Origin of the sequence: Amycolatopsis eburnea, assembly GCF_003937945.1 — a bacterium.
Taxonomy (GTDB): domain Bacteria; phylum Actinomycetota; class Actinomycetes; order Mycobacteriales; family Pseudonocardiaceae; genus Amycolatopsis; species Amycolatopsis eburnea.
This window is the reverse complement of the sequence record NZ_RSEC01000062.1, coordinates 167,249-182,763: the sequence shown is the minus strand read 5'-3', so window position 1 is coordinate 182,763 and position 15,515 is coordinate 167,249. Positions and strand designations below refer to the sequence as shown.

The following is a 15,515-nucleotide window of genomic DNA, read 5'->3' as shown; positions in this document are numbered from 1 at the left end:
GCCGTTACCCGGGCAACGGGCGGGCCGCCGCCAGCGGCGCGACCGCGGCGCGAACCCCCTTCGCGGTGAAGAAGCCGTCGACGCTGACGGGAAGGCGAATCCGCCAGTTAGGGTACTGGTCGACGGTTCCGGGCAGATTCGGCTGCCGCACCTGGCCCGCGACGTCGGCCGGCGACGTCAGCACGAGCCGCGACGCGGCTTCCGCGAGCAGGGTGTGCAGCGCGACGACCGGGTCGCCGTCCGGAATCCCTTCGCGCGCAACGAGTTCCATCAGCGCGGCCCGTTCGGCGGCGGCCGATTTCTCTTCGGCTTCGACCCCGCGGTCCAGCAGCCCCAGCTCGGCGCGCACCCGGACGTGCTCGCCCCGCAGCCAGCCCGGGACGGTCGGCAGGTCGTGCGTCGAGATGCTGGCCATCGCGTCCGGGTCCCAGCTCGCCGGCGGGGTGAACGGCTTGCCCGGCGCGTCCCAGTCCCGTTCGAACCACAGCACGGCGGAGCTGAGCATCCCCCGTTCGTGCATGGTTTCGGTGACGACGTCCTCGACCGTGCCCAGGTCCTCCCCCACGACGACCGCGCCCGCCCGGTGCGCCTCGAGCGCGAGCACGCCGACCATCGCCTCGGCGTCGTAGTGCACGTAGGTGCCGCGGTGCGCGGGCTCGCCCGGCGGGATCCACCACAGCCGCCACAGCCCGGCGATGTGGTCGACGCGGATGCCGTCGGCGTACCGCAGGACCCCGCGGATGACGTCCCGGAAGGGCGCGTACCCGGCCTCGGCCAGCTTGTCCGGCCGCCACGGCGGCAGGTTCCAGTCCTGCCCCTGCTGGTTGAACGCGTCCGGCGGCGCCCCGACCCGCACGTCGGCGGCGAAGACGTCCCGCACCGCCCAGGTGTCGGCTCCGCCCGGGTGCACCCCGACCGGCAGGTCGTGCACGATCCCGACGCTCATCCCGGCCTCCCGGGCGGCTCGCCGCGCCGCTTCCAGCTGGACGCGGCAGAGGTGCTGCAGCCAGCAGTGGAAGGCGACGCGGTCCCGGAGCTCCTCGCGGGCCCGTCCCACCTCGGCACCGGCCGGCTCCCGCAGGCCTTCCGGCCAGTCCCGCCAGTCGGCGCCGTGCAGTTCGGCGAGCGCGCAGAAGAGACCGAATTCGCGCAGGTCCTCGTCCTCGGGCACCTCCTCCACGTGGTGCGGCCACAGCAGTTCGAGCGCGGCTCGCTTGGCGGTCCAGACGGCGTCGTAGTCGATCAGGTCGCCTTCGCGGTCCGGCGCCAGCGACTCGACGGCCGCCCGGGTCGCCGCGCCGGCCCGCGCGAACGTCTCAGTGGCCGTGACGCGCAGGTAGACGGGATTGGCGAACCGACGGCTCGCGGGCGAGTACGGCGACCGCTCGACGGGGTGCGCCGGGCTGATCGCCTGCACCGGGTTGACCAGCAGCACCCCCGCGTCCAGCTCGGCCGCCGACCGCGCCGCGAAGGTGGCGAGGTCGGCGTAGTCGCCGATGCCCCACGACCCGGCCGAGTGCAGGGAGTAGAGCTGCAGCATCCATCCCCACGCGGGTTTCACGGCCGGCAGCTTCGCGGGCACGACGGCGAGCACGACGTCCTGCTCGGCGGTCACCACCCGGTGCCAGCCGAGCGGCAGGTCGCCGGGCAGCTCCCCGCTCACCTGGCGGCGCGTCCCGTCCTCCAGGACGACCTCGGCGTCCCCGGGCAGCTGCCTGGTCACTCCCTCCTCGACCACGATCGCCGGCGGCAGCCCGGCCCCGCTCTCGGCGGCGGCCAGGGCCTCGGCGATGGCATCGGCACTGGTCGCGTCGACCCCGAACTGCCCGAGAACGGCGACGACGACGTCGTCGTCCACCTCGACCCAAACCTGGTCGGCGTTCTCGTACCGGGTGGCGACGCCATACCGGTCGGCAAGCTCCTGCAGGGCACGTCGGGCGGGGATCTCATCGGGCACGGCCCCCAGCATTCCGGTGCCCGGCCGTTCCCGCCATCCACACGGTCCGACGTCACCCCGGCGGCCGTTCCCGCCCCCTCGTCCACCCCTCATCCTTTCCCCTTCCTTCCCCGGATCGCGAACAACACCACCGCCCCGCCGAGCACCATCACCACGCTCGCCGCCACGTGCAGCGAAGGCGGCAGCAGGTGCAGCTGGACGAACCAGCTCGGCGAACCCGCACCGAGCAGCCGGTTCAGCAGCCCGCCCGCCCCCTGGACCACCAGCAGGATGCCCAGCAGCTCGATCACGACCGCACCTCCTCGCGCTTACCGAACAGCTCCTCCCACACCGGACCGGTGACCAGCCAGATCACCGTCACCACGCCGAGCCGCGGGAACCACGACCACAGCGGGGCGACCTGGTCCGGCGTGCCGATCGCGAAGATCGCCCCCAGCAGCGCCACCGCCGCCAGCCCGCAGGCCAGCAGGCACTTGAAGAACTCGCGCCACTCGTGGCGCAGCTTCTCCCGCCCCCGCCGCTTCGGCGGTGGTGGCGGTCCGCCGCCGAAGCGGTGCGCGAAGCGCTCGTCGGCCCAGCGGACCATGCCGGGCCCGAACACGACGCTGAACCCCAGGTACACCGCTGCCAGACCGTGGGTGAAGTTCGCCTTCGCCCCGCCCGCCAGGTCGACGACCGTCGCCACCAGCACGACCACGTCGATCAGCGGCACCATCGCCAGCAGCACCGCCGACGCCCGCCGCGCCCGCAGCAGGTACCGCACGGCCAGCCCGGCCGCGATGAACACCCAGAACCCGATCTCGCCGGCCGCGATCACGACCGCCATCGGGTTCTCCGCGAAGAACTCCCCGATTCCGTTCACCCCTCCACGCTCGCCCACGCGGCGGCTCCGGCGCGTCGTCGGAAGGGAGGACCGGGCGTCATCACTTCGTAGGACGCGGACCCGGCACGCGATGTGCTGGGATGATCACATGCAGTTCCCTCGCCTTCGCTCGCTGCCGGTGTGGCAGCAGGACGCCCTGATCGCCCTCACCACGTGGGCGGTCGGCTTCGGCGTGTACGCGGCCGGCATCCACCGGCTGCTGGCGGGGTACGACCACGCTCCGCTGTGGGTGCGACTCCTGGAGCTGACCGCGCTGTGCGGTCTGGAGCTGCTGCGCCGCTGGGTACCGGGCGCGCTGCTCCTGGCGACGGCGGTGGTCGCGGCGGACATCTGGCTCGGCCCGTCGCTGCCGGTGCTGATCATCTACACCGACTTCCTGTACGCGGCGACGCTGTACGGCTCCCGGCGCACGAGCCGGGTGATGATCGGCGTCGCCGCGCTGTCGGTGGTGGGCGTGCTCGCCGCGGTGCTGCTGCTCGCGCAGGAGTGGCGGGTGGCCGTGCTGTCCGCGGTGGGCGTGCTGCCGTTCGTCGTCACGCCGGTGTGGTGGGCCGCGAACGTCCGGCAGCAGCGGGACATCGCCGAGACCGAGCGGGCCAACGCCGCGCAGCTGGCGAAGATCGCGGAGCTGGACCGGCGGGCGGCGGTCGCGGCCGAGCGCGGGCGGATGGCGCGCGACCTGCACGACGTGATCGCCGGGCACCTCTCGGCGATCGCGATCCAGTCGGAAGCGGCGCTCTCGCTGCCGGACCCGCAGCTGGCGAGGGCGGTCCTCGAGTCGGTCCGGGAAAACAGCGTGAGCGCACTGGAGGAAATGCGCGCGATGATCGGGTTGCTCAAAGCCGAGCGCGGAGACGCGGCGAGGACCGCGCCCGCCCGGCTGGCCGAGCTGGCCAAGCTGGTGGAGTCGGCGCGGGCGAGCGGCCTGGACGTCACCGTGGGGTCCACTGTGGACACCGCGGTGCCGCTGCCGGCGGCGGTCGACCTGACCGCGTACCGGATCACGCAGGAGGCGCTGACCAACGCGGTCAAGCACGCCCCGGGCGGGAAGGTCGACGTCGACGTCTGCTACCTCGACGGCGTCCTCGCGGTCGAGGTCCGCAACGACGCCTACCACCCGAAAGAAGACGACGGCGCCGGAACCGGCCTGCTGAACATGCGCGAACGAGCCGACGCCGTGGGCGGCAAGCTCACCGCCGGCCCGGAGGGCGAAGGCTGGCTGGTCCGCGCGGAACTACCGGTGAGCGATTCACGATGACCGTTACCGTCCTCATCGCCGACGACCACGACGCCATCCGGTTCGGCCTCAGCACCATCCTCAACCACGCGGAGGGCATCGACGTCGTCGGGGAAGCCGCCGACGGCGCCGCCGCCGTGCGGCAGGCCCGCGCCCTCCGCCCCGACGTCACGCTGATGGACGTGCAGATGCCGGGCACCGACGGCATCAGCGCCACCCGCCAGCTGGTCGCCGAAGGGCTCACGCAGGTCCTCGTGCTCACCACGTTCGACCTCGACGAGTACGTGGACGGGGCACTGCAGGCGGGTGCCGCCGGGTTCCTGCTCAAGTCCGTCGCGGCGCCGCGGCTGATCGAGGCCGTGAAGCTGGTCGCGGCCGGCGAGGGCGTGCTCGCCCCGCAGATCACCCGCCGCGTGATCAGCTCGTTCGCCGCGGCCACCCGGGGGCCGGCACCGGCGCCCGACGGCCTCTGCACCCTCACCGACCGCGAACGCGAGGTCCTCGCCTGCCTCGGCGCGGGCCTGTCCAACTACCAGATCGGCACCCGGCTGTACATCGGCGAGACCACGGTCAAGACGCACGTCTCGCGCGTGCTGGGCAAGCTGGGCCTGCACTCCCGCGTGCACGCCGCGATCCTGGCGCAGGAAAACGGGCTGACGCTCGCCGATCTGCGGAAACCCCCGTGACCTTCTAACTTCTCCTCATGGGTGTGCGGAGAACGCTGAACGTGGACGAGGTCCTGGCCCGCCAGGACTCCGGAGAGCTCAAGCGGCGGCTGCGCGGACGCGACCTGGTCGGGTTCGGCGTCGGCATCATCATCGGCACCGGCATCTTCACCCTCGCGGGCGTCGAGGCGAAGACGCACGCCGGGCCCGCCGTGACGCTGTCGTTCGTGCTCGGCGCGGTCGTCGCCGGCCTCGCGGCGCTGTGCTACGCCGAGCTCGCCTCCAGCGTCCCGACGGCAGGAAGCGCTTACACCTACGCCTTCGCGACCCTCGGGGAGGTGTTCGCCTGGATCATCGGCTGGGACCTGCTGCTGGAGTTCGCGCTCGGCGCCGCCGTGGTGTCGCGTGGCTGGTCGGGCTACCTGGCGAACCTGCTCGGGCTGTCGCCGGAGTGGTTCGGCGAAGACGCGAAGGTGAACGTCGGCGCGGTGCTCATCATCGCCGTGCTGACCGTCGTCGCCGTGCTGGGCATCAAGGAATCGGCGTGGCTGACCAACCTCTTGGTGTGCGTGAAGGTCGCGGTCTGCGTGCTGGTGCTCGCGGTCGGGCTGTTCTTCGTCAAGGGCGCCAACCTGACGCCGTTCATCCCGCCGGCGCAGGCCCCCGAGTCCGGGGCGACGGTGCTCGAGCAACCCATCGTGCAGGCCGCGCTGGGTCTCGAACAGTCGGTGTACGGCATCGCGGGCATGGTCACCGCCGCCGCGGTCGTGTTCTTCGCCTACACCGGTTTCGAAGCCCTCGCGAACCTCGGCGAGGAGACGCTGAACCCGCGCAAGGACCTCCGGGTCGGCATCCTCGGCGCGCTCGGCGTGTGCGCGCTGCTGTACATCGGCGTGTCGATCGTGCTGACCGGCATGATCCCGTTCACCGACATCGACACCGGCGCGCCGCTGGCGGACGCGTTCGACCGGGTCGGCCAGCACTGGGTCGGCGCGCTGATCTCGCTCGGCGCGGTGACCGGCCTGACGTCGGTGATGATGGTCGAACTGGTGACGATCGGGCGGATCGGCTTCGCGATGGGCCGCGACGGCCTGCTGCCGAAGGCGCTCGGCACGGCGCACCCGCGCTGGGGCACCCCGCACCGGATGACGATCGGCGGCGCGGCGCTGATCGCCGTGCTGGCCGCGTTCATCCCGATCTCCGAGCTGGCCGACATGGTGAGCATCGGGGCGCTGTCGGCGATGATCATCGTGGCGGTGGCGGTCCCGGTGCTGCGACGCCGCCGGCCCGACCTGGAGCGGCCGTTCTCCGTGCCGTTCTCGCCGGTGGTCCCGATCCTGGCCGCGCTGGCGTGCCTGTACCTGATGCTCAACCTCAACGTGCTGACGTGGATCCGGTTCGCGGCGTGGCTCGCGGTCGGCCTGGTGATCTACTTCGCCTACGGCAGGCGGCATTCCCGCTTCGCCACCGAAGCCGCGGTCAGTCCCAAGGAGACGAGCTGAGCCCGGCGACGCGAGCCGCGTCGCGGACGACGCCGGCCTGGTCGGCGTCGACGACCACGAGGACGCCGAGCCCGGTCAGCGCCGCCGTGACCCATTCGACCGGCTGGTCGTGGATCCCGTTGTCGCCCAACGACGCATAAGTGTCCACAACGGACAGCAAGGTGCCTTCGGCGCCGATGCGGATCCCCGCCAGGAGCACGAAGTGGCCGCCGGGCGGGCGCCAGCGGGACGTCCAGAGCGGCGGGACGCCGGTGTCGAGGTAGTCGAGCAGCGCGCGTTCCGGGGTGTCGTGGGCACCGAGCTCGGCGCCGTCGATCCGGGCGATCACCGCGACGCGCGGGACGTCCCACAGCCCGACCAGCAGGTCGAAGAGCGACTCGGTGGTCCACGCCCCCGTCACCGGCACCGCCACGAGAGCACCGCGGGACAGCGAACCGACGGCCGAGGCCAGCCCCGAAACCCGCGTGCCGGCGGCGGCCGGGTCGTCGACGACCGGCAGCGGCAACCGGAAACCGGCCCGCCCCACCTCACCCGGCGGGCGCACGGCCGGGCCGCGGACGGTGCCCGCGGCCGCCGCGACGGCGTCCTGGTCGGCCACGTCGAGCCCGGCCGCCCGCAGCGCCGCGAGGCCGCAGAACGCCGCGGCCAGGCCGTCTTTCTGGGGCAGCTCCGCCTGGGCCGCCGCGGCCAGGCGGGCCCCGCCCGGCAGCCAGCGCACCCCGGACAGGTCGAGCTGCCCGCCGTCGATCCCCGAAGACATCGGTCCCCTCAGTGGCTTCCCGGATTCCGTGGGGTCATCATCCCAGCCTTCAATAACGCCACAGGTGCGCGGCGACGATCTCGCCGGGAGCGCGTTCGGCCGCCCACGCCGCGTCGGACGCCCGGACCGCGCGGAAGGCGCCCAGCAGGTCGTCGCCGAGCACGCCGGCGATCCGCGGCGTGGCGAGCAGCGCGGCGTCCTGCTCGGCGGTGTCGGCCGGCAGCCGCCGCACCCCGCGCGTCTCCCGCTCCCCCGCCGTCCAGCCGCCCGGGTCTTCGCCGATCGGCTCGGGCAGCGCGGGCGCGTCCTCGATGCCCGCCATCCCGGCGGCCAGCACGACCGCGAGCGCGAGGTACGGGTTGGCGGAGGCGTCGGACGTCTTGAGCTCGACGTTCGCGTGGCCGGCGCCCAGCAGCGGCGAGCCGGGGACGTACCGCAGCGGCGCTTCGCGGTTTTCGACGCCCCAGAACGCGTACGCGCCCGCGAAGTAGCCGGGCCGCAGCCGCAGGGTGGACGGGACGCTCGGCGCGGTGATCGCGGTCAGCGCCGGCAGGTCGCGCAGCAGCCCGGCGAGGTAACCGGCGCCGTCGCCGCCGAGGTCGTCGAGGAGGTTCCGCCCCTTGCGGTGGACGGAGGTGTGCAGGTGCCAGCCGTTCCCGGCCGAACCGAGCCCGATGAGCGGCGCGAAGCTGACCACGAGCCCGTGCGCGTGCGCGGCGGCGTGAATGGTCTGCCGCGCGAGCAGCTGATCATCGGCGGCGGCCACCGGATCGGTGGCCGCCAGCGACAGCTCGACCTGCGCGACCCCGTACTCGGCGTGCAGCTGCCCGATCCGCAGCCCGTTGGCGGCGAAGTCGTGCAGCAGGGCGGCGATGAAGCCGTCGAGGCGGACCAGGGCGTGCGGGCTGTAGGCGGGGCCGGGGTGCCCGGGCGTGGTCACGATGTCGGTGCTGCCCGCGGGAGCGACGGCGAATTCCAGCTCGTACCCGGCCCGGAACTCGAGCCCCCGCCGCGCCCCCTCGGCGACCTGCGCCTCGAGCACGGCCCGCTGGCAGTAGGGCCACGGCTCGCCGTCCCGGGTGAGCTGCCGCGCGGGCGCCCAGGCGAGCGCGGGCTGCCCCGCGAGCCGCCGCAGCCGCTCGACGACGGGCACGAGCCGGATGTCCCCGGACGGCGTGGCGAGCCCGGCGTGCCCGTAGGTGATGGCGTCATGACTGTCGAAAACGGCGAAGAGCGACGTGGCCCCAACCCCGCGAACGGCGGCATCGGCGAGCCCGGCGATGGGCACGATCCGCGACCGCGGAATGCCGTTGTTGTCCGCCCAGGCGAGGTGAACACCGCCAACCCCGGCAGCCGCGAAGTCCTTCGCCGCCGCGGACGCCGCCTTGGTCATGGCCACCCGCCTCCTCCGGCCCCGGACAAACCCCACCCGTCCCGGGGGACGAGCCCCGCTCCAGCGTATCGGGCCGGTCCGACGAAAAGGCCGGGAAAGAGGCCTGCCGAGCCGAGTTGCCCACATCACGGGCCGTCTGTGGACAACTCGGCGGGCGCGGTTCGGCCGCCCTGTCGCCGACCGCTCCGGGCGGCCTCGCGGCCTTGGTACGGCCTGGCCGGTACAGGTCGCCGACCTGCGGTTTTGCCTTCGCCGGTCCGTCGCTGGCCTGCTCGGGGGGTGGCGGTGTCCGGCGCGGCCGGGGTGCGGGTCTGGGCAGAGGTTCGGCGGTGCTCGGCGCGGCCGGGGTGCGGGGCTGGGCGGGGGTTCGGCGGTGTTCGGCGGCCGGGGTGCGGGTCTGGGCAAGGCGGGCGAATTGCCGAGCGAGTCAGTCAGAGCAGGCGGGTGCGCCGAGGCTCGTGCGGTTGGCGATGGCCGTCCACGGCGAACCGCCGCATGCCGGCGGAAGGGCAGCGAGCGTAGCCGCCGCGGCAGCGCCCCCCCTCACCCCGGCGGCTCCACCCCCGCCGCCCGCTCCGCGCCGTCCCGGCTCCGCAACGCCACCCCGGCCACCACCGCCAGCGTCCCCAGTGCCTCCGGGACCGAAGGCACCTGCCCCAGCAGCAGGAACCCCATCACGCCGGCCGTCACCGGCAGCAGCGCCAGCAGCACCGCGAACCGGGCCTGGCCCAGGCGACGCAAGACCACCTGGTCCAGTGCGTACGGCACCACCGTCGACAGCACCCCGACCCCCACCCCCAGCAGCAGCATCCGCGGCGACGTCCACAGCTCCCCCGTCCCCAGCGCCAGCGGCGACAACACCACCGTCGCCGCCGCGAAGCCGATGGCCAGGCTGTCTATGCCGTCGCCGTCGACCGCCACTCGCTTGCCCAGGAGGATGTAGCCGGCCCAGGCCGCCGCCGCGGCCAGGGCGAAGGCCACGCCCAGGAACGAGCCCGCGATGCGGACGTCCGCGATCGCCACCACGCCGCAGGCCACCAGGACCAGCGCCAGCACGTCGCGCAGCGTTCGCGAGCCCAGGGCCGCCACCAGGACCGGGCCCGCGAACTCCAGGGCCACCACCGTGCCCAGCGGGAGCCTCGCGATCGCCTCGTAGAAGAGCACGTTCATGCCCGCCGTCACCACGCCGAACACGATCGCCAGCAGGAGCCGGCGGCCTTGCCACGCCGCTCGGGGCGGGCGGCGCCAGGCGAGGAGGACCGCCGCCGCGCCGAGGCAGCGGAGCCAGGCCACTCCGGCCGGGGTCGCGTGGCCGAAAAGGTCGACCGCCACCGCCGCTCCGGCGTACATCGAAATTCCGCTGAGAACGAACAAGAGCGGTGCGGGGACCGCGGAAAGCCGTCGGCGGGTTGTCACCGTACTCACGGCTCCATGGTGCCTGACCACGGAAAACGTAACTCTCCGGGTATTCGTCTCCTGCATTGCGGGATCCGGCTACGGCATCCGGGGTAAATCGACGTGACTCAGGTCCCACCGGCGCGGGAACACTTGCGAGCCGCGAAACGTCTGGAAGAGTGGAAGCACGAACACCGCGGAGCCGAAGGCGATCGCCGCCAGCGGCAGCGTTCCGAAGTGGGCGTAGCTGGATCGATGGCACCGGGCAACCGGTGCCGGGACGGAGGGAGACCCCCATGACAACGCCAACGCTCACCCGCCCCGAACTGACCGCCGCCGACCGCTGTGACCGGTGCGGAGCAGCAGCTCAGGTACGCGCCATCCTCTCCGGAGGTGGCGAACTGCTCTTCTGCGGGCACCACGCCCGCGAGCACGAGGCCAAGCTCAAGGAACTGTCCGCCGACATCCAGCGGTAACCCCGACACGCGAAAGGCGGCCGGTGCGCACAGGCACCGGCCGCCTTTCTGCATCTTGCAGAGTGCGTGGCCTTTATCACGGTACGGCCGCGAAAAGCCGTGATTCCGGACACGAAACCGGACAGGAAATCAGACAGAATCCAGCACGACTTCGAACGCCACTTCGGCGGCCCCCAGCAGCTTCACGTCGGCCCCCAGCGCGGAACTCACGATCCGGGTGCCGCCGACCGCCCGGCTGACCAGGCTGCGCCGCCGCACTTCCGCGCCGACGTGCCGCAGCACCGCCTCCGGCAGCACCGTCAGCAGGTCGCCGAGGATCACCAGCTGCGGGCCCAGCAGGTTGACGACGTTGATCAGCCCGAGCGTCAGCCACTCGGCGAACTCCGCCAGCCGCGTGAGCGCCGTTTCCGGGGCGCGGCCCAGCTCGCGCAGCTCGAACAGGATCGCGCCGCGCGGCGTGTCCTCCGGGAGCCCGAGGGCCCGGCACAGCGCCGCTTCGCCGACCTCGGTCTCCCAGCAGCCGCTGCTGCCGCAGTAGCAGGGGCGGCCGTCCGGGCGGATCACCATGTGCCCGATCTCGCCGACGTACCCCGAGCCGCCGCGCAGGGGCGAGCCTTCGGCGATGACGCCGCCGCCGACGCCGACGTCCGCCGAGATGTAGACGATGTCGGACGCCCCGCGGGCGGCCCCGCGCAGGTGCTCGGCCACCGCGCCGAACTCGGCGTCGTTGCCGACCAGGATCGGGATCTGCAGCACCCCGCCGAGCCGCTCGCCCAGTGCGACGTCGGTCCAGCGCAGGTTCGGGGCCTCGTGCACGTGCCCGTCCGCGCGCCGGATGACGCCGGGCACCGACACCCCGGCCGCCACCGGGGTCACGTCGAGGTCGCCGGCCAGGATGGCCGTCGACTCGATGACGTGCGTGATGACCTCGTCGGGCTGGCCCATCCGGCCACGCAGGTTCCAGCTGTTGCGGCCCAGGATCTGCCCGCCCAGCCCGACCAGCGCGATCGCGACGTGCTCGACCTGCAGGTCGACCGCGAGCACGACCGCCGCGTGCGGCTGGGGCAGGACCAGGAGCGAGGGGCGGCCCGCCCCTCGTCCCGGCCTCGGCACCTTCTCCTCGACGACGCCGGCTTCGGCGAGCCCGTCGACGAGGGTCTTGATCGTGCTCCGGTTGAGCCCCAGCTCGGCGGCCAGGGTCGCCCGGGTGCTCGGCCCGCCGACGTGCAGCAGGCGGAGCAGGGTCGTGCGGTTGTGCCGGCGCACCTCGTCCGGTCGTGCAACGGGTGTGCTGGTCACGGGCTTTATCATTCCATGCTGGTTCAGCGCGCCGACGCAGCCGCGCGGCGCCGGGACAGCGCGTCGACCGTGGCGGCGAGCAGCAGGACCAGACCGGTGACGATGTTGACCACCGCGGCCGGCTGCTTGAGCAGGCCCAGGCCGTTGATGACCACGGCGATCACCAGGCCACCGACGACGGCGTCGGCCACCCGGCCCTTGCCGCCGAACAGCGACGTGCCGCCGATGACCGCGGCGCCCACCGAGAACAGCAGCGTGTTCAGGCCACCGGACTGCGGGCTGACCGAACCGACCTTCGACGCGGCGACGATGCCGCCGATGGCCGCGATCGCCGAGCCGATGACGAACACGCTCGCGCGGATCTTCGGCACGTCGATACCGGCGCGGCGGGCGGCTTCCTTGTTGCCGCCGACCGCGTAGACGTAGCGGCCGTACTTGGTCCGGTTCAGCACGTAGGTCCCGGCCACCAGCAGCACCAGCATCACCGGGATGACGTACGGGATGCCCTGGATGGTGACGACCGCCTTGTTCGGCGAGCGGTTGACCGTCAGCAGCCACGTGCCCAGCGCCGAGAGGACGACGAGCGCGCCGACCTTGATCAGCACCAGCGGCGTCGGCTGGACGACCAGGCCGCGCTGGAGCCGCTTGAAGTGGCTGAGCAGCGTGACCACGGCGAAGCCGCCGGCCGCGATGAGGAAGAAGATCCAGCTGCCCAGGACGCTCAGGTTGCCGTTGGCGATCTTGTACAGGACGTCGGAGTTCGTGATGCCGATCGTGCCGCCCTCACCGATGAACTGCAGCAGCACGCCCTGCCACACGATGAACAGCGCCAGGGTCACGACGAAGGACGGCATGCCGATCTTCGACACGAGGAAGCCGGTGATGCAGCCGATCGCGGTGCCGACGCAGATGGCCAGCAGGATCTCCAGCCACGCGTTGGCCGGCACGCCGACCGCGACGATCAGCAGGCCGATCAGCGACAGCGCGGCGCCGGCCCAGATCCGCTGGTAGGCCGACAGCAGCATGGCCACCGCGAGGACCGCGATGAACGTGACGAACACGCCGGTGCCCATGGAGCCCAGCAGGTTCCCGGCGTGCACGTAGTGCAGGGCCATCACCGACGCGGCGGTACCGGACGCGACACCGGCGGCGAGGTCGATTTCGCCGAGCAGCAGCACGAAGACGATGCCCATCGCGATGATGATCACGCCGGCGCCCTGCGGGAAGACGTTGGCGATGTTCGCGAGCGTGAGGAAGTTGTCCGACAGCGCCGTGAACAGGATGACGAGCACGAGCAGGCCGAACAGCGACGGCAGCGCGCCGAGCTCGCCGGCCCGCAGGCGGGCGAAGTAGTCGCGGATCGCTTCCCCGGTTGACATCGATGTCGTGTCGATGCCGAAGTCGGAGATCGCCGCGGTCGGGTTCTGGGTCTGCGCGAGCGCGTCGGCGGGGCTGCCGACCTCGTGCTTGGCAGGGGTTTCAGTCATTTCCGGTTCTTTCTTCCCGCTCACAGGACCACGGCTTCGGGCCGGGCCAGGCCGAGGTCACCGGAGCGACCGGCGGTGATCAGTTCCACGACCTGGCCGTGGGTGACGTCCTTCGTGTGCACCTCGGCGACGAGGCGGCCGAGGTAGAGGACGGCGATGCGGTCGGCGACCTCGAACACGTCGGCCATGTTGTGGCTGATCAGCACGACGCCCAGGCCCTGCTCGGCCAGGCGGCGGACCAGGTCCAGCACCTGCCGGGTCTGCGCGACACCGAGCGCGGCGGTCGGCTCGTCGAGCACGACGACCTTGCTGTTCCACAGCACCGACTTCGCGATGGCGACGGTCTGGCGCTGACCACCGGACAGCGAGGAGACCGGCGTCCGGACCGACTTCACGGTCCGCACCGACAGGGAGGCCAGCGTCTCGCGCGCGGCCTTCTCCATGCTGGCTTCGTCCAGCTTCCAGCTGCTCCCGCGCTCGCGGCCGAGGAACATGTTCTGGACGATGTCGAGGTTGTCGGCGAGCGCGAGGTCCTGGTAGACGACCTCGATGCCGAGGTCGGCGGCGTCCTTCGGCCCCCGGATGTGGGCGTCCTGCCCGTTGAACCGCACGGCCCCCGAGTCGTACGGGTGGATGCCGGCGATGCACTTGACGAGGGTCGACTTGCCGGCGCCGTTGTCGCCGACCAGGGCGGTCACTTCGCCCGCACGCACGTCGAAGTCCACGTCGTGGAGGACGTGGACGGGGCCGAAGCTCTTGTTCAGGCCCTTGATCTCGAGGATGGGCTCACTCATGGCTGGCTTTACTCCTGGGTGGGGACCGGGCCGGGACGCGCCGTCGGGGTGCGCGTCCCGGCCCGGCTGTTCATGGGTTGAGCGGACGGCTCAGGAGATGCCGAGCGAGGTGCACTTGGCGGCGAGGTCGCCACCGCAGATCTCGGCGGCCTTCACGTAGCCCTGGGTGACGACGGTCTTGACGTCCTTCTCCAGGATCGTCGTCGGGTTGAGCAGCACGGACTTGATGTCGCGGTTGTTCTTCGGGTCGTGCAGCTTGCCCGTGGCGATCGCGTCCGCGCCGGCGGTGTCGCCCTTGGCGAGGGCGGCGGCCAGCTTGGCGGTGGCCTCGGCCTCTTCCTTGATCGGCTTGAAGACCGTCATGTACTGGTCGCCGCGCATGACCGCCATCAGGCCGTCGGCGGTGGCGTCCTGGCCGGTGACCGGGACCTTGCCGTTGAGGCCGTTCTTCTTGAGGATGGTGATGACCGCGCCGGCCAGGCCGTCGTTCGCCGCGACGACGCCGTCGACCTTGCCGCCGTTGGCGGTGAAGATCTGCTCGAACGTCGTGCCGCCGAGCTGGTTGTCCCAGTCGTTGATCGGCTGCTTCTGGATGCGCTTCAGGGTGCCCGCCGAGAACAGCGGCTCGAGGACGGAGTCCTGGCCCTTGGTGAACAGCGTGGCGTTGTTGTCGGTCGGGGCGCCCTCGATCTGGACGACGCCCGCGCCGGCCTTGCTCTTCAGCGCGTCGGCCATGGCCTGGCCCTGCAGCTGGCCGACCTTCTCGTTGTCGAACGAGACGTAGTAGTCGGCGGAGCCGCCGAGGCTCGGGCGGTCGTAGTCGATGACCGGGATGCCCGCGGTCTTCGCCTTGGCCTCGACCGCGGCACCGACGGCCGGGTCACCGGGGGCGATGACCAGGACCTTGACGCCGGAGCTGATGAAGCCGTCGGCCAGGGTGGAGAACTTCTGGTTGTCGCCCTGGGCGTTCTGGACGTCGACCTCGAAGCCCTGCGCGGTCAGCGCCGCGGTCAGCATCGGCTTGTCGAAGGCCTCCCAGCGCGCCGAGGTGGCGGTCTCCGGCAGGATGACGCCGACCTTGCCGTTGGCACCGCCGCCGGCCTGCGCGGACGAGGAAGCGGAGCTGCTCCCCGTGCCCCCGCTGTTCGAACTGTTGGCACCGCAAGCGGTCAGCACCAGGCCGGTGCTCACCGTGGCGGCGAGGAGGGTAAGGGTTCTGCTGCGCATCCTCGTTCCTTCCGGATCCAAGCATTGGTGACGAGCGGCCGTCGACGTCGTCTCGGGCCGTGCGGGGCGGTGATCCGGAGAGGCCCGGCGCACCGACGCGCATATGTTGTGGGCGACAACATATGCCGCTGAGCGGCTGCGGGGAAGATAGCTGGATCGATTAAATGACACCAATTGGACACGGTTCGGCAACACGGGCTGAACCTTGCCCGGAAAGAGCAGATCCGCTGACGATGTGATCGCCGGCACTCACTCAGTGTTACATCCAGGTTTCGTGACGCCGTGAAGGTACTCCTTCGGGGTACACCCAGCGCAACCTGTGGCGAACCCACGCGTCCGGCGCGTGATTGGTCGCCGACTTGCGAACTTGGTGCGCGAAAGTGCCCGTCGCACCACGGGAACGAGGACGTCCGGGCAGGCCGGTGGTGACACCGGCGGCA

Annotated in this window: 14 protein-coding genes; 4 read left to right on the top strand and 10 right to left on the bottom strand. The window is 72.0% G+C overall.

Features of this window, described 5'->3' with window-relative positions; translation table 11 throughout:
* Positions 1-4 precede the first annotated feature (4 nt).
* The 3 genes from malQ to EIY87_RS43030 form a co-directional block, all read right to left on the bottom strand.
* Positions 5-1,969: a 4-alpha-glucanotransferase gene (gene malQ, locus EIY87_RS43040; protein ID WP_191984483.1), complete on the bottom strand. Its 1,965-nt coding sequence runs from the start codon at positions 1,967-1,969 to the stop codon at positions 5-7.
* A gap of 77 nt (positions 1,970-2,046) precedes the next feature.
* Positions 2,047-2,247: a hypothetical protein gene (locus EIY87_RS43035; protein ID WP_125315759.1), complete on the bottom strand. Its 201-nt coding sequence runs from the start codon at positions 2,245-2,247 to the stop codon at positions 2,047-2,049.
* Positions 2,244-2,819 (bottom strand): hypothetical protein, encoded by a 576-nt coding sequence (locus EIY87_RS43030; RefSeq protein WP_125315758.1) that lies wholly within the window; start codon positions 2,817-2,819, stop codon positions 2,244-2,246. The genes EIY87_RS43035 and EIY87_RS43030 overlap by 4 nt, the downstream gene beginning before the upstream one ends.
* A 109-nt stretch (positions 2,820-2,928) precedes the next feature.
* On the opposite strand from EIY87_RS43030, the gene EIY87_RS43025 reads away from it, so the two are divergent.
* Genes EIY87_RS43025 through EIY87_RS43015 form a run of 3 tightly spaced genes read left to right on the top strand, consistent with a single transcriptional unit; the run spans position 2,929 to position 6,244 of the window.
* On the top strand, positions 2,929-4,098 hold the full coding sequence (locus EIY87_RS43025) for a sensor histidine kinase (RefSeq protein ID WP_125315757.1): 1,170 nt from the start codon (positions 2,929-2,931) through the stop codon (positions 4,096-4,098).
* Positions 4,095-4,763 (top strand): response regulator, encoded by a 669-nt coding sequence (locus EIY87_RS43020; protein WP_125315756.1) that lies wholly within the window; start codon positions 4,095-4,097, stop codon positions 4,761-4,763. The genes EIY87_RS43025 and EIY87_RS43020 overlap by 4 nt, the downstream gene beginning before the upstream one ends.
* A 41-nt stretch (positions 4,764-4,804) precedes the next feature.
* The gene (locus EIY87_RS43015) at positions 4,805-6,244 is read left to right on the top strand and encodes an amino acid permease (protein ID WP_125315923.1); all 1,440 of its coding nucleotides are present in this window, start codon (positions 4,805-4,807) and stop codon (positions 6,242-6,244) included.
* Here the strand turns inward: EIY87_RS43015 and EIY87_RS43010 are convergent.
* From EIY87_RS43010 to EIY87_RS43000, 3 genes are all read right to left on the bottom strand, one after another.
* On the bottom strand, positions 6,222-7,004 hold the full coding sequence (locus tag EIY87_RS43010; protein WP_125315755.1) for a DUF6885 family protein: 783 nt from the start codon (positions 7,002-7,004) through the stop codon (positions 6,222-6,224). The genes EIY87_RS43015 and EIY87_RS43010 overlap by 23 nt on opposite strands.
* A gap of 49 nt (positions 7,005-7,053) precedes the next feature.
* The gene (locus EIY87_RS43005; protein ID WP_191984481.1) at positions 7,054-8,397 is read right to left on the bottom strand and encodes a type I glutamate--ammonia ligase; all 1,344 of its coding nucleotides are present in this window, start codon (positions 8,395-8,397) and stop codon (positions 7,054-7,056) included.
* Between the two features lie 543 nt (positions 8,398-8,940).
* Complete coding sequence (locus EIY87_RS43000; RefSeq protein WP_125315753.1) at positions 8,941-9,747, bottom strand: EamA family transporter; 807 nt, start codon at positions 9,745-9,747, stop codon at positions 8,941-8,943.
* A gap of 341 nt (positions 9,748-10,088) precedes the next feature.
* Here EIY87_RS43000 and EIY87_RS42995 point away from each other — a divergent pair, with 341 nt between their 5' ends.
* Complete coding sequence (locus tag EIY87_RS42995) at positions 10,089-10,268, top strand: DUF7455 domain-containing protein (RefSeq protein ID WP_125315752.1); 180 nt, start codon at positions 10,089-10,091, stop codon at positions 10,266-10,268.
* A 129-nt stretch (positions 10,269-10,397) separates the two neighbouring features.
* On the opposite strand, the gene EIY87_RS42990 is transcribed toward EIY87_RS42995, so the two are convergent.
* The 4 genes from EIY87_RS42990 to EIY87_RS42975 form a co-directional block, all read right to left on the bottom strand.
* Positions 10,398-11,579: an ROK family transcriptional regulator gene (locus EIY87_RS42990; RefSeq protein ID WP_125315751.1), complete on the bottom strand. Its 1,182-nt coding sequence runs from the start codon at positions 11,577-11,579 to the stop codon at positions 10,398-10,400.
* 11 nt (positions 11,580-11,590) lie between these two features.
* Complete coding sequence (locus EIY87_RS42985; protein WP_125315750.1) at positions 11,591-13,054, bottom strand: sugar ABC transporter permease; 1,464 nt, start codon at positions 13,052-13,054, stop codon at positions 11,591-11,593.
* Between the two features lie 20 nt (positions 13,055-13,074).
* Positions 13,075-13,848 carry an ATP-binding cassette domain-containing protein gene (locus EIY87_RS42980; RefSeq protein ID WP_103351750.1) on the bottom strand — a complete coding sequence of 258 codons (774 nt, stop codon included), beginning with the start codon at positions 13,846-13,848 and terminating at the stop codon, positions 13,075-13,077.
* Positions 13,849-13,938: 90 nt separating this feature from the next.
* Positions 13,939-15,075 carry a sugar ABC transporter substrate-binding protein gene (locus EIY87_RS42975; protein WP_125315749.1) on the bottom strand — a complete coding sequence of 379 codons (1,137 nt, stop codon included), beginning with the start codon at positions 15,073-15,075 and terminating at the stop codon, positions 13,939-13,941.
* Positions 15,076-15,515: the final 440 nt, after the last annotated feature.